This is a genomic window from Cnuibacter physcomitrellae (genome assembly GCF_014640535.1).
In the GTDB taxonomy this organism is placed as follows: Bacteria; Actinomycetota; Actinomycetes; order Actinomycetales; family Microbacteriaceae; genus Cnuibacter; species Cnuibacter physcomitrellae.
Window position 1 is genome coordinate 1,399,582 of the sequence record NZ_BMHD01000001.1, and the last position, 13,141, is coordinate 1,412,722.

Sequence of the window (13,141 nt, forward strand, 5' to 3'; positions counted from 1 at the left end):
ACCTAGTAGGCGCCCTCACGCGCGAACACAGCGCGCAAGGTTCGCCAGAGAATGACCAGATCTCCCGTCAACGACCAATTCTCGACGTAATAGAGATCGAGCCGCACCGACTCCTCCCAAGACAGGTTGGAGCGGCCGCTTACTTGCCATAGACCGGTGATCCCGGGCTTGACGAGAAACCGGCGGTGCACATGTTGCTCATATTGCTGAACTTCTCGAGCAAGTGGAGGCCGAGGACCGACGAGCGACATCGTTCCATTGAAGACATTAATGAGTTGCGGAAGTTCATCGAGACTGTATCGCCGGAGGAACTTGCCTGCTTTCGTCACTCGAGGGTCATCCTTCATCTTGAAGAGGACTGTGTTGCCTTCCGATCTGTGTTGATCACGCAGGTAGATCAAACGCTGCTCCGCATCTACGACCATTGACCGAAATTTGAGCATCTCGAAACGCCTGCCGTTGTATCCGACGCGCTCCTGCCGAAAGAAGACGGGGCCGGCACTACCAAGACGCACGGTCATGGCGATTGTGACGAGGAGAGGCGCCAGCAGGAACAGTCCGAAAGCCGATGCTGCAATATCAAAGGCTCGCTTCGCGAACCGCTTGCTCCCCTCGTAACGGGGGGTCTCGACGTGTATGAGTGGCAGTCCCGCCACTGGCCGGGTATGGATGCGCGGCCCGCCGATATCAACGAGACTGGGAGCAACCACTAAGTGCTGTCTACCTGGCTCTAGAGACCAGCTCAACTGCCTGACGCGGTCGGGCGGCAAATCGTCTGAGCTCGTGATAACGATGGTGTCGGCATCACTGCCGACCATTGCTTGAGTGACTTCGCTCAGATCCCCGAAGATCGGCACAAATCCTGCGGTCGGCGAGGCTGTTCCTAATCCCGCCGGAACGCATGCCCCGACCACGAGATATCCAGCTTCCGGTTGACGGTTAAGTTCCCTGGCGAAGTAGTCGACCGAGGTAGGCGAGCCGACAAGTAGCACACGCGATGTATAGTGCCCTCTCGCGCGCTGAACCCCAAGCCATTGCCGCCACATCCAGCGCGAGAACACGAGTACAACCAACCCGAGCGGGAACGCTATCAAGACGTATCCACGCGCGAGATTGATCTGGAAGAGAAACGCCACGATGGCCAGGAGACCGAACAGACGAAGTGCTCCGTCAGCTATAAGCCGGTACTCCTGACTCCCAGTACCGATTGCCCGAGGTTCGCGGGTTCCGTAGACACTCAACGCAGTCATCCATGCCACGAGAAGAATGACGGAGATCGCTGTATAGCTGACAGCGAGTTCCCCTTCGTTGCCCTGGAAGGCAACATCCGCAGAGTCCAAACCGAACCAGGCAATTTGGACACCGAAGATGACCCAAGCTAGGACCAGGAAGTCCGTCACGATCAAGCGGCGCGCGTACCCCTTGCGCCAGTCAAGGCCGCGCGGGCTTGCGCCAGACGACGTATCACCACGCTTATCCCACATCACAGACACCCGCAGTCCCCACCGATCTCTCGAGACACCGTTGTCTGTCAGTCAACGAAGCAAGTGTGGCATAGCCCAACTGCGGCGCTCCATCCCCCGTTCGTGCGCCCCGCAGTCCGTCGTGCGAGCGGTTCGTCAACCTGCGGAAGACCACGAGGCCCCTCCCGTCTTCGAGGTGAAGAAGTCCGCTCCGGACCAGTAGAAGACGGAACTGGATACGAGATCGATCGTGGCGTTTGCCTGGTCTGCTGCCAGGCACGACAGATCGGTCGACGCGCTCGAGCTCACGTCGATGCTCCGGATGAGCACTCCAGAGCACGTTGGTTCGGAGACAGCCAGAATGAGGCTGGACGGCCCGGTCGACGCCATCGCCAATGCGCGAGTCACGTCCACAGGCGCCCAAGCCCCTGCGCTGCTACGGACCTGAACCGAGCCATCAGAGCAGAGGACAACGACGGTTTGCGTGACCGACTGAACCTCTCGGACCGTGCAGGGCGCCGTGATGTTCGTTCCCTCGACGCGAACTGTGTTCTGATCGGTCGGCTGAATATAGGTAGCTGACCCGATCTGCTCGGGGTATGCCTGCCAGAACTCACCCCCGGTGAAAGAGGAGACCACAGTCTGCGTGCAGTCAGCAGCCGCAGCTACGACGTTAATCTGCGAATCGGACACATAGTCGAGAGCGAGCACCTGGCGAACATCCGCGCCATCGAAAGTCACGGCCGTCCATGTGGCCCCACCGTCGCTTGTGCGTTGCACCACTGCTGGCGCACCCGTACAGCTACCCGCAGTGGCCCGGATCCCTAAATTGCCGTCGTACATGCTGAGGAACTGCGGACTCGGACTGACCGGCTCGTCGACACCGGTGGGCGTAGGCGTCGATGTCGGCGTCGCACCCGGGTTCGCTCCCCCACCCCACGTAGGGATCGGACCAGGTATCTCACCTGCGTCTGGGTTAGACGGGACACGTAGCGCAAACACCGCGAGAAGCACAGCCGTGACGGCGAGCACGCCGACGACGAGAGTAACGACGAGACCGCCGGTACTCCGCGACGATCGTCTGGGGCTCACTTGACCAGGGACTTCTGCTTCTTGTTGAGCTTCTCGTCGCCGGTGTCCCCGTAGCCGTATCCATAGCCGTAGCCGTATCGGCCGTAGCCGTAGGAGTCGGGGCCCTTCGTGGGAAGCATGGTGAGCACCACACCCGCAAGGCGCGCGCCCACATTCTGGATGGCCTGGACCGCGCCCTTGACCTGGCCCTTGTGCACTCGGCCCGCGGCGACCATGAGCAGAACGCCCGTGGTGCTCTTCGCGAGTACGGCGGCATCGGTGACCGGGAGGAGCGGAGGAGCGTCGAAGATGACGACGTCGAAGTTGGCCTCGAGCGTGCGGATGAGTTGGGTCATCGTCGCCGAGCCGAGCAGCTCGCTCGGGTTCGGGGGGATCTTCCCCGCAGGGAGGACATAGAGGTTGGTGTCACCCCACCGCTGGATGACGTCGTTCGGCTGCGCGCGGCCGACCAGGACGTCGGTGAGGCCGGCACCACCCTCGAGCCCGAGGTACTCGGCCACCTTCGGCTTGCGAAGATCGGCGTCGACGTAGATCGTCCGCTGACCGGAGAGCGCCACGACGATCGCCAGGTTTGCCGACGACGTGCTCTTTCCCTCACCCGGAACGGAGGAGCTGATGACGAAGCTGCGCGCGGTGTCTCCGATGTTCAGGAACTGCAGGTTCGTGCGGAGCGTTCGGAAAGACTCAGAGCGCGGGCTGCGCGGGTCGTCCTTCACCACAAGAGGGTTCTGTGGGGTTCGAGGGTCGTACGCGATGCCGCCGATGATCGGCGCCTCCGTGATGAGCTCGACGTCGCGCTCATTGCGGATACGGGTGTCAAGCGCTTCACGGAGGATCGCGACGCCGACTCCGAGCGCGAGACCGATGATGCCACCGAGCGCGATGTTCAGCGGGACGTTCGGGCTGGACGGCGAAGCCGGAATGGTGGCCTGCTGCAGAAGCGTGATCTTCACGGGCGCCGTTCCCTCGGCCGTCTCCGGAACGAGGTTGGTGACCGTGTTGCCGAAGCTCGAGGCGATCGCGTTCGCGATCTCCGCAGACTGACGAGCATCCGTATCGGTGACCGTGATCTGGACGATCACGGTGTCGAGCGGCGAGGACGCCGAGACACGGCTTGCCAGCGACTCGACCGACTCGTTCAGACCGAGAGTCGCGATGACGGGCTGCAGCACGACCGGCGTGGTGACGACGTCGGCGTAGGACTTCACCTGATTCTGGGCGAAGTTCCCGCCCTGGGTGAGGTCGCTCACGGAGCCCGCGGCAGACAACGACACGAAGACCTTCGAGGTGGACTGGTACTTCGGGGTCTGCAGGATCGAGTAGACAGCACCGATGGCGACACCAACCAGAGTCAGCGCGACAATGAAGATCCAGCCCTTGCGCAGGACGCGTATGTAGTCCCGAAGCTCCACGCGATACGCCCTTCCCCACCCTCAGCCGTGAGAGCAGAGATCACCCTCACGTGCGTCACAATGTTCTCACACGCACCAAGAACCGGCTCGGGTTCGTGTTACCGGCAAGCAACGATTTGCTGAGGATCGCCCGCTGACCGGAACCGCGCGGCGTGCGTCTCAAGCCCGGGAGGCTTCGACCGCCACGCGCAGAACTCGAGCCACCTGCTCGGCCGCAGGGACGAGTTGCTGGGCTGACCGTTCGTAGGTCTCGTCGCTCCTCTTGTACGGGTCGACCACGTCGTCGTCCTCCGCGCTCGTCACCAGGCCGAACTGGCCCTTCCGCGAAGCCACGAGTGCGACGACCTCCGCGAGGGAGGCCTTGACGGTGAGCCCCATGGACGCGGCGTGACGGATCTCCCCGTCGGTCACATCCGCGGAGAGCCGTGCGAACTCGCGCAAGGTGAACGTGACCGAGATCTTCTTGGGCAGCAGCTCGACGATCTCTCGTCGATGGTTTCGAGACATGCCCAGAACCAGGTCCGCACTACCCAGGATCGGTTCGGTCAGATAGCGGGCGCGATGGCTGGTGGGATCTCCTCCGTGACGAAGCGACAGCGCGGCCGCCTGTTCGGGCATCACATCGCCGTCGCCGGCGTACGTTCCGGCGCTCGAGAACTCCAGCTCAGGGAGGTCCGCAAGGCGCGCCCGCAGGATCTGCTCCGCCATCGGCGAGCGGCAGATGTTCCCGGTACAAACGGTGAGAACGGAGAACTCGGCCACGAGACTCGACTCTAGGTCAGTCACGCTCAGGCTGGGTCCTTCTTCTCTGCGTGTTCGTCGACCTCTCAGCGGCAGCATCTCATGAGATCGACCCACGAAGTGGGGGATCCGCAGGGAGGACAGGTGTCCCCTAGATTGAGGACGTGCCGTCAGCGTGACGCCGAGTTCCCCGAACCGGCGGTCCCAGCGGCACTTCGCTCCCGGGCGGCGGGCCCCACCCAGCTGCCCGGGAGCAACAACACGCCGCCGCCCCGCATCTGAGGCGAACCACAGGGGCTGTGCCTTGAACGGGGACGAGAGCGCGCGGGAGGCGCGGACGTAGCCTGAGCAGGTCAGCGCAACGGGGCTTCCGCCCGGCGCGACGATGCCTACCCCACCCGCCCGGCACCCAGCACGCCCCGCGGGATGACCCCGGTCTCGCGTCGTGCCTCGCGCATCCGCGCGTTCGGCGTCGGCGAGCCGGCCGAGCGTGAAGGGATGTCCCATCGTGTCCGACTCCGTCACCCGGTACGGGCGGTACAAGTTCGGGAGCGACACGGCGATGCCGGTCATCCGCGAGGTGTACGCCGGGGCGGGCGGATGGAAGGACTTCCGCGAGGCGGGGCTCAAGCTCAACCGCGGCACGGCGACGGAGCTTCGCGCGGAGGGGATCACGATGGTGCGCGTGCGATGGCGGCTCAAGACCGTCGAGATCAGCCTGCTGCGCTACCTCGGAGGGTAGGGGCCACCACTCGCGTCTGCCTGCATCTCCAGGATAAGGCCGGGTCGGGGGCTTGCCGCAAGAGAGGGGGCCCGACCTACGATGCTCCGTCGTGGCAGTCGCGGCAGGACGCGGCGCCGCGCGGCGAGAGGCGGAGTCGATGGACGTGGGTATGGGCGAGATCGTGGACGTGCTGATCGTGGGGGCAGGGCCGACGGGCATGATGCTCGCCGGGGAGCTGGCGCTCGCCGGCGTCGAGGCGGTGGTGCTCGAACGGCGCGAGGACGGGCAGCTCGAGGGATCGCGGGCGGGCGGGATCCACTCGCGGACCATCGAGATCCTCGACCAGCGCGGCATCGTCGGGCCCTTCCTCGACGAGGGGACCACCCTGCAGACGGCACGGTTCGGGGGGACGACGCTCGACATCAGCGACTTCCCCACCCGGCACCCCTATGGGCTCGGGCTGTGGCAGAACCGGATCGAGCCGCTGCTCGCTTCCTGGGTCTCGTCGCTCGGGGTGCGGACGGTACACGGGGTGACCGTGACGGGGATCGTGCAGGACGAAGCAGGCGTGACCGTGGCCCTGGACTCCGGGGAGGAGCTCCGCGCGCGGTGGGTCGTGGGCGCCGATGGCGGCCGCAGTGCCGTGCGGAAGGCCGCGGGGATCGGGTTCCCGGGTGTCGAGGCCAGCAGCAGCACGCTCATCGCCGAGGTGTCGATCGGCGACGGGGTGACCGCGCCGGTCGGGCTGCTGCAGGACGAGGCGGGGAACCACGGGATGACGCCGCTCGGCGGAGGGACCTACCGCGTCGTGACCTCCGAGCGCGAGCTCGTGAGCGGAGGGGCGCCCGCGACGCTCGACGACCTGCGCGCCTCCCTCACCGCCGCATACGGGAGCGACTTCGCCGTGCACTCCCCCACCTGGGTCTCGCGGTTCACCGACGCGACGCGCCAGGCGTCCGAGTACCGGGCGGGACGCATCCTCGTGGCGGGAGACGCCGCCCACGTGCACTATCCGGCCGGCGGGCAGGGCATCGGACTCGGGATCCAGGACGCGGTGAACCTCGGATGGAAGCTCGCCGCCGTGGTGCGCGGGGACGCGCCGCCCGCGCTGCTCGACACGTACCACTCCGAACGGCATGCGGCGGATGCGCGGGCGCTCGAGCTCTCGATGGCGCAGACGGTGCTGCAGCGGGTGGATGCGCGGACCGCCGCGCTCAACGCGGTGCTCGAGCGCGAGGTGTTCGGAGAAGGGGGCGCTGCGGGTGGCGCGGCCGCGGCTGCCGCGGGCGCGGGGGCGGGCGCGCTGCGTGACGGGGCGAGGGTGCGGGTGGCGGCGCTGATCCACGGGCTCGACGTGGCGTACGCGGCACCGGAGGGGGCGCATCCGCTCGTGGGTCGTCGGATGCCCGACCTCGACCTGCTCGTCGACGGGGACCTCGTGCGGATGTACTCGCTGCTGCATCGCGCACGGCCCGTGCTGGTCGACCTCGGGGCCGGAGCCCAGCTCGGGGCCTGGGGCGGGCGGGTCGATCGCGTCGAGGCTGCGTACTCGGGAGCGTGGAGGCTGCCGGTGCTCGGCGAGGTCGCCGCGCCGACGGCGGTGCTCGTGCGACCGGACGGGCACGTCGCCTGGGTGGGCGATGGGGTCGAGCCGCTCGAGGCCGCGCTGACGCGCTGGTTCGGGCCCGCCGAGGGAGGGCACGCTACGGTCGAGGCATGAGGATGCGCGCGGGTGCCGTCGCCGCGACGGCCACGGCGGCGGTCGTGCTCGTCGGGTGCGCACCGCTCGTGAAGGCGTGCCCGGACATCGGATGGATCAACACCGTCACCGTTCAGCTCGAGGGGGACGACAACGCCCTCGCCCGAGTCGCCGAGGTGCAGCTCTGCGACGAGGTCGGCTGCTCCGCGCCGCTCCTGTCGACCCCGCTCCCCCTCGAGCCGCTCACCACGGTGCCGCCCGGTGTCGACGTGGACGATCCGAGCACCTGGCCACAGCCCACGTCCGTGCCGGGCGGACCGCTGTACTACAACGCGTACGCCTCCGGACGCGACTCGTGGATGGTCGACGTGGGCATGTCGGCACCCGAGACGGCGGAGGTGCGGGCGTTCGACGCCCAGGGGGCAGTGCTCGGCGAGGTGTCGGCCACGCTGCAGTGGGTACGCGTGGGTGGGAGCGCCGAGTGCGGTGGGCCGATGCAGGCGGACCCGGTGGTGCTGCCGATCGCGCCACCCGCCCCCTGACCGTGCGGCCTGCGGCTGGGGCCCGGGCCGGCGAGAGCTAGACGAGATCGATACCCGGCTGCAGCGACGCGCTGATCGAGGCACCGAACGTCGCGGGCTGCTCCAGCATCATCATGTGTCCGACGCCGGGGATGACCGTGGACGATACTGCAGCCTGTCGAGCCCACTCAGGGATGTTCCATCCGGCAGCGCTGCGCTCGCCCGCGATCAGATGAACCCGACGGTCAGCGAAGACCCTCTTCAGCATCGCCTCGTACTCCGCGCTCCCGGTCGTCTCCACGATCGCCGATGCCGATTCCCACACAGTCCGCCAGGGCTGGTACCCGAGAGCCTCTTCTGCCTTGGAGAGGTTCTCAGGGGTGACCGGGATCCCGTCTGAGGCCAGGAACGCTTCGGGATCGCTGAGCCGTTGCTCGACGACGGTGTGCGCCTGGATCTCGTCGAGCGCGGCGATGGAGCGGGACCAGAAGGCGTCTGCGAGAGAGAAGTTCCCCTCGACGGTGATCACCGCGTCGACGAGCTCAGGATATCGGTCGGCCAGTGCGAACGCGTACACGGCTCCGATGGAATGCGCCACGAGGTGCACGCGCGATCCAGGGTGTCGGGACTGAACATGCTCCCGGAGCGCCTGCACCTGCCCCTCGAACGTGACCCTCCGCCCGGCGAATCGGCCATAGCCGTCGAGATCGGGGGCGGAGCACTCCACCCGGTAGAGTCGACGGAACGCGACGGCGTCGTTGAAGGGGCCGAACAGGCCATGGACGAAGACAACGGGAACGTCAGACCTCACGGATCACCTCGAGGGGACCCTCGTCGGGGGTGGGAGGCTCGAAGCGGGCGAAGTACTCGGTTGCGGTCTCCACCGTGAGAGGCCAGTCATCGGGGCCCACTCCATGGCGGGCGCCGATCCGGCTCAGGATGGTCTCGAGGCTCGTCGCGATGTAGACCGTCTCGGGGACGATCCCGTGCGGTGCCAGCAGCGCTCGATACTCGTCACGCTGTCGCCGGAACCAGAAGCCGAAGTCGAGCACCACATCCTCGCCCTCGCCGACGAGCCGCAGCAGGCGCGCCTTCAGCTCCGTCGCGACCTCGGTGACCGCCTCGGCCGAGGGCATCCCCGTGATGCCCCGCTGCCAGAACTCCACCTCGAACGACAGTCGCGTCCATCCCTCGCGCTCCAGGCGCTTTGCGTACGTGGACTTGCCGGCGCCCCCTGGCCCGCACATCATCACGACCCGGGGTCGGCTCGTCGCATCCATCGGATCAGCCGAGGATCCGGGTGACGGACTCGATCGCGGCAGCGCGCATCCGGTCCTCGTCGGGGCCGCCGTCCGCCGCCAGGAGGCCGGCGGGAGCGAGCTGCCACGCCTGGGCGATGGCGTAGACGATGACCAGGAGATCGACGGCACCCAGCGAGGGGGACGCCTGCGGCCGGACAGACTCCACCTTCGCCAGGTAGGTCTCGAGCGGCTCGGAGGCCGCCTCCGGGCGCTCCAGCTGCGCCCAGAGACAGAGGCGGAGCGTCTCCGGACGACGCCGGTGGAAGTCGTAGAGCTCGCCCACCCAACCGGGCAGATCGTCCGGTGTCGGAGGGACCTCGCTCGCCATGCGGACGATCGCCTCGGTGAGCGCCGCGTCGAAGAGGCTGCTCTTGTTGCCGAAGTACGCGTAGATCATCCGCACGTTCGACTCGGCGTCGTTCGCGATGCGGTCGATCCTGCCGCCGGCGTAACCGTGGGCGGCGAACTCCGTGACGGCGGCCGAGAGGATCCGGGCTCGTGTCGCCCCCGCATCCCGCTGCGCCATGCCGCTCCCGCTCGTCTCGTGCTCTCGATTGACACGCGCCGGTGCCGTGTCTAGCGTATAAGTAAATAGCTACTTACTTAGGAGCACGGTGGATCCCCGCATCGAGAAGGCCTTGGCCATCACCCCGTCGTCGAGTGCGCGGGAGCGCACGATCGACATCACCACGACCGGCGCCCGCACGGGGCGGCAGCGGCGCATCGAGGTCTGGTTCTACCGCGTCGACGGTCGCATCTACCTCTCCTCCTCGCCCGCGAGGAGGAGCTGGTACGCCAACATCGTCGCCCACCCCGACTTCGTGTTCCACCTCAAACACGGAGTGCGCGCCGACCTGCCCGCCCTCGGCACCCCCGTCCGCGACCCCGCCCAGCGCCGTGCCGTCTTCTCCTCGATCATCGCCGACCTCAACCAGCCCTGGAACCCGGCCGGCATCCCCCAGCCCGTCGAGCCGCTCGAGGCATGGATGCACGGCAGCCCGCTCATCGCGGTCCAGTTCGTCGCCGAGGCGTCGGCGTGAGCGAGAGCATCCCCCGCATCGCCGTGGTGACGGGAGCGAACCGCGGACTCGGTCTTGCGACCGCCCGGACGCTCTCGGGTCACGGCCTGCATGTCGTCCTCACCCACCGGGCCGCGTCCGACGAGACGACGACCGCGGTCGAGGAGATCCGTGCCGCCGGCAGCGAGGCTCTCGCGATGCGGCTCGACCTCGACGACGTCGGCTCGTTCCGCCGCTTCGCCCAGGATCTGCAGAAGAACGTGCGCGAGCGCTGGGGCCGGACGACCATCGACGTCCTGGTGAACAACGCCGGGATCGGGCTCTTCGGGTCGCTCGAGGACGTCACGCTCGACGACTTCGACGCCGTCATCGGCACGAACCTCCGCGGCACGTTCTTCCTCATCCAGGCACTCGCGCCGCACCTGGCCGACGGGGGCCGGATCATCACGGTGTCCAGCTCCCTGACCCGCCACGTCAGTCCGGGCACGTCCCTCTATACGGCGTCGAAGGCCGCCCTCGAGGCGATCACCCGCACTCTGGCCATGGAGCTGGGCACCCGGGGCATCCGCGCGAACAGCATCGCGCCAGGACCGACGGCCACCGACTTCAACGGCGGCGCGATGCGCGACGACGCCGACCTGAGGGACGACCTCGCCGGTCGGACGGCGCTGGGCCGCGTCGGGCAGCCCGACGAGATCGCCGACGCGATCGCCGCCCTCGCCTCAGACGAGATGCGGTGGGTCACCGCTGAACGGATCGAGGTCTCCGGCGGGAGCCTGCTCTAGGGTCGGGCGCTCGTCAGCGGTCGCGATCGGCGTGCTCGGGAGCGCCGTCGGGGGCGTAGATGGTGTCGACCGACTCGCGGAGGCGGTCGAGGAAATCGACCACCGCGAGCGCGGTGTCGGGGTCGAGCTCGCTGGCGACGGCGATCATGCGCTCGTGCATGTCGCCGAGGGTCTTCCGCACCTCTTCATCGCTGGAGACCGTGGGCACCACGATGAGTCCGCGGCGGTCGAAGGGGCTCGGCTCGCGACGCAGGTGTCCGCTGCGCTCGAGCCGATCGAGCAGGGCGGTGACCGACGCCGAGGAGATGCCGAGGTACTGGGCCAGCTCCTTGGGGGCGACGTCCTTCCCCTGCTGCTGCGACCGGAGGAGGTAGCGCATCGCGAGGAGGTCGTTCTCGCCCATGCCCATCGCCTCCTGCGTGCGACGGCGCATGGCGGAGTCGGCGGCGCGATAGGCACGCATGGCTTCGAGCACACGTCGACCGCGCTCCTGGTCGGTCTGCCCGTACCAGTAGTGCGATCCGTCGGTTCGCTCCGTCACCATCCTCTCATTCTACGACGGTCTGATAACTCGACCATCGAGGTAGATGGACTTGTGATGCGATTTGCACGATCGCGGCTTATTGCTAGTCTGTCTAATGATTCAGCAGCCTAGCTGTCTCATCGGGAGAAGAGGATGTCATGGGAGCTCTGCTGTACGGATCGAGCCAGGACTCCATCCCTCTCGACGACAGGACTCTCGCCCACCTGCAGCTCGTCATCCTCGGTCGACTCCGTCGGGGCGAGTCCTGCGGGCTGACCTACACCCGCGAGGACGGCGGCTCCTCCACACGGGAGACCATCTGGATCAACCCGGCGATCCCGATGCGCTTCGTCTACGACAGCCTCGACCGCGGCGGCCCCCTCAACCGGGCGTGGGTCGAGGCGCTCGCCGCGACGGCCGCCCAGGGCGATCTCCACCCCGTGCCCGAGCCCGACGGCGTGCCCGCCACCGCCGTGCTGTCCGGCGCGGCGAAGCGCACCCTTCGTCGCTGAGCATCCTGCGCACCCGAGCACTCCTGCGCCATTGAGCAGCACCGCTGCGTCGCTGAGCACCCTGCGTCGCTGAGCGAGTAGCCTGCTGCCCGTGCGGCGTCGAGGCCGGCGCCGCGGTCGACGGCGCGACGACGCGCGGTCGAGGCGACGATGACGAAGGAGTCAGCGACATGGGCAAGCTCGACGGCAAGGTGGCGTTCATCACGGGGGCGGCACGCGGACAGGGACGCAGTCACGCGGTGAGGCTCGCGCAGGAGGGGGCCGACATCATCGCGGTCGACATCTGCGAGCAGATCCCCACGGTCGAGTACGAGATGGCTCGTGAGAGCGATCTCGAGGAGACCGTGCGACAGGTGGAGGCGCTGGACCGGCGCATCCACGCCCAGAAGGCGGACGTGCGCGACCTCGCCCAGCTGCAGGAGGCGGTGTCGGCCGGCGAGGCCGCCCTCGGGCCGATCGACATCATCCTCGCCAACGCCGGCATCGCTCCGCTCGGGCTCGACGGCGATCCGGTCGCTCCCTTCCGCGACGTGGTCGACGTGAACCTGACGGGCGTCTACAACACCGTGATCGCGGCGGTGCCGTCGATGATCGAGAAGAAGGCCGGCGCCATCGTGCTCACGTCGTCGACGCAGGGCCTGAAGGGTGTGGGCGGCAACGGATCCGCCGGCACCACGGGGTACACGGCCGCCAAGCACGGCGTGGTGGGCCTCATGCGCTCCTTCACGCACTGGCTGGGGCCCCTGGGGATCCGCGTCAACTCCGTGCATCCGACCGGTGTCGCGACGCCGATGATCCAGAACCCGGTGATCGAGAAGCTCTTCGCCGACTTCGAGGGGAGCATGGACGCGGTGACCAACATCATCCCCGTGCCCTGGGTGGAGCCCGTCGACATCTCGAACGCGATCGCGTTCCTGGTCAGCGACGACGCCCGGTACATCACCGGGGTGACCCTGCCGGTGGATGCGGGGTTCAGCGCACGCTGACCTTCTCGGTCCGCTCCCTGTCCTTCCCGGGCGGGGAGCGGTACCGTATCCGCACCGGATCGAGGATGCTCCGCATCGACACGATCAGAGGTGGACAGCGTGGACGGAACGGTCTCGAGTTACGGCGTGCACAAGTTCGGGCGCGATGGACGGCCCCGCATCCGCGAGGTGTACGCGGGCGCAGGCGGCTGGCATCCGCTCGACGACGGCCCTGAGCGGCTGACGGTCGAGACGGCCGAGCAGCTGCGCGGCGACGGCGTGACGATGGTGCGGGTCCGGTGGCGGATGCGCACGGTCGAGGTCATGCTGCGGCGCTATCTCGGGGGATGAGAGCGCGGCGCCGGCGCATCCGGGTGATGCCTG

Annotated in this window: 16 protein-coding genes; 8 read left to right on the forward strand and 8 right to left on the reverse strand. The window is 67.6% G+C overall.

Translation table 11 applies throughout. The annotated features are described in order from the left end of the window. Positions 1–2: 2 nt before the first annotated feature. From IEX69_RS06525 to IEX69_RS06540, 4 genes are all read right to left on the reverse strand, one after another. Positions 3–1,400 carry a sugar transferase gene (locus IEX69_RS06525; protein WP_229756412.1) on the reverse strand — a complete coding sequence of 466 codons (1,398 nt, stop codon included), beginning with the start codon at positions 1,398–1,400 and terminating at the stop codon, positions 3–5. Positions 1,401–1,619: 219 nt separating this feature from the next. Beyond that, complete coding sequence (locus IEX69_RS06530) at positions 1,620–2,174, reverse strand: hypothetical protein (RefSeq protein ID WP_157127228.1); 555 nt, start codon at positions 2,172–2,174, stop codon at positions 1,620–1,622. Between the two features lie 377 nt (positions 2,175–2,551). After that, positions 2,552–3,967 carry a tyrosine-protein kinase domain-containing protein gene (locus IEX69_RS06535; protein WP_085020260.1) on the reverse strand — a complete coding sequence of 472 codons (1,416 nt, stop codon included), beginning with the start codon at positions 3,965–3,967 and terminating at the stop codon, positions 2,552–2,554. Between the two features lie 159 nt (positions 3,968–4,126). Further along, the gene (locus IEX69_RS06540) at positions 4,127–4,729 is read right to left on the reverse strand and encodes an arsenate reductase/protein-tyrosine-phosphatase family protein (RefSeq protein ID WP_229756254.1); all 603 of its coding nucleotides are present in this window, start codon (positions 4,727–4,729) and stop codon (positions 4,127–4,129) included. A gap of 487 nt (positions 4,730–5,216) precedes the next feature. On the opposite strand from IEX69_RS06540, the gene IEX69_RS06545 reads away from it, so the two are divergent. From IEX69_RS06545 to IEX69_RS06555, 3 genes are all read left to right on the forward strand, one after another. Then, a complete protein-coding gene (locus tag IEX69_RS06545) occupies positions 5,217–5,450 on the forward strand; it encodes a hypothetical protein (protein ID WP_085020262.1) in 234 nt (77 codons plus the stop codon). Positions 5,451–5,541: 91 nt separating this feature from the next. Then, positions 5,542–7,152 carry an FAD-dependent monooxygenase gene (locus IEX69_RS06550; RefSeq protein ID WP_229756255.1) on the forward strand — a complete coding sequence of 537 codons (1,611 nt, stop codon included), beginning with the start codon at positions 5,542–5,544 and terminating at the stop codon, positions 7,150–7,152. Then, on the forward strand, positions 7,149–7,673 hold the full coding sequence (locus IEX69_RS06555) for a hypothetical protein (protein ID WP_157127229.1): 525 nt from the start codon (positions 7,149–7,151) through the stop codon (positions 7,671–7,673). Before IEX69_RS06550 ends, IEX69_RS06555 begins: the two co-directional genes overlap by 4 nt. A gap of 37 nt (positions 7,674–7,710) precedes the next feature. Here the strand turns inward: IEX69_RS06555 and IEX69_RS06560 are convergent, their stop codons facing one another. The 3 genes from IEX69_RS06560 to IEX69_RS06570 are packed head-to-tail and all read right to left on the reverse strand — an operon-like array spanning position 7,711 to position 9,479. Next, complete coding sequence (locus IEX69_RS06560; RefSeq protein ID WP_085020264.1) at positions 7,711–8,463, reverse strand: alpha/beta fold hydrolase; 753 nt, start codon at positions 8,461–8,463, stop codon at positions 7,711–7,713. Then, complete coding sequence (locus IEX69_RS06565; protein ID WP_217348612.1) at positions 8,453–8,932, reverse strand: P-loop nucleotide/nucleoside kinase family protein; 480 nt, start codon at positions 8,930–8,932, stop codon at positions 8,453–8,455. The genes IEX69_RS06560 and IEX69_RS06565 overlap by 11 nt, the downstream gene beginning before the upstream one ends. 4 nt (positions 8,933–8,936) lie before the next feature. Beyond that, entirely contained in the window at positions 8,937–9,479 is a 543-nt protein-coding gene (locus IEX69_RS06570) for a TetR/AcrR family transcriptional regulator (RefSeq protein WP_085020265.1), read from the reverse strand. Between the two features lie 88 nt (positions 9,480–9,567). Here IEX69_RS06570 and IEX69_RS06575 point away from each other — a divergent pair, with 88 nt between their 5' ends. Then, entirely contained in the window at positions 9,568–9,993 is a 426-nt protein-coding gene (locus IEX69_RS06575) for a nitroreductase/quinone reductase family protein (RefSeq protein ID WP_085020266.1), read from the forward strand. Next, positions 9,990–10,757: an SDR family NAD(P)-dependent oxidoreductase gene (locus IEX69_RS06580; RefSeq protein WP_229756256.1), complete on the forward strand. Its 768-nt coding sequence runs from the start codon at positions 9,990–9,992 to the stop codon at positions 10,755–10,757. Before IEX69_RS06575 ends, IEX69_RS06580 begins: the two co-directional genes overlap by 4 nt. 13 nt (positions 10,758–10,770) lie before the next feature. Here the strand turns inward: IEX69_RS06580 and IEX69_RS06585 are convergent, their stop codons facing one another. Beyond that, a complete protein-coding gene (locus IEX69_RS06585; protein ID WP_174604476.1) occupies positions 10,771–11,301 on the reverse strand; it encodes a MarR family winged helix-turn-helix transcriptional regulator in 531 nt (176 codons plus the stop codon). Between the two features lie 137 nt (positions 11,302–11,438). On the opposite strand from IEX69_RS06585, the gene IEX69_RS06590 reads away from it, so the two are divergent. The 3 genes from IEX69_RS06590 to IEX69_RS06600 all read left to right on the forward strand — a co-directional run bounded on the left by IEX69_RS06590 (position 11,439) and on the right by IEX69_RS06600 (position 13,108). After that, positions 11,439–11,792, forward strand: coding sequence for a DUF7882 family protein (locus tag IEX69_RS06590; protein WP_085020267.1), 354 nt, complete (start codon positions 11,439–11,441; stop codon positions 11,790–11,792). A 170-nt stretch (positions 11,793–11,962) separates the two neighbouring features. After that, a complete protein-coding gene (locus IEX69_RS06595) occupies positions 11,963–12,778 on the forward strand; it encodes a mycofactocin-coupled SDR family oxidoreductase (RefSeq protein WP_085020268.1) in 816 nt (271 codons plus the stop codon). Between the two features lie 99 nt (positions 12,779–12,877). Then, on the forward strand, positions 12,878–13,108 hold the full coding sequence (locus tag IEX69_RS06600) for a hypothetical protein (RefSeq protein ID WP_157127230.1): 231 nt from the start codon (positions 12,878–12,880) through the stop codon (positions 13,106–13,108). Positions 13,109–13,141 lie beyond the last annotated feature (33 nt).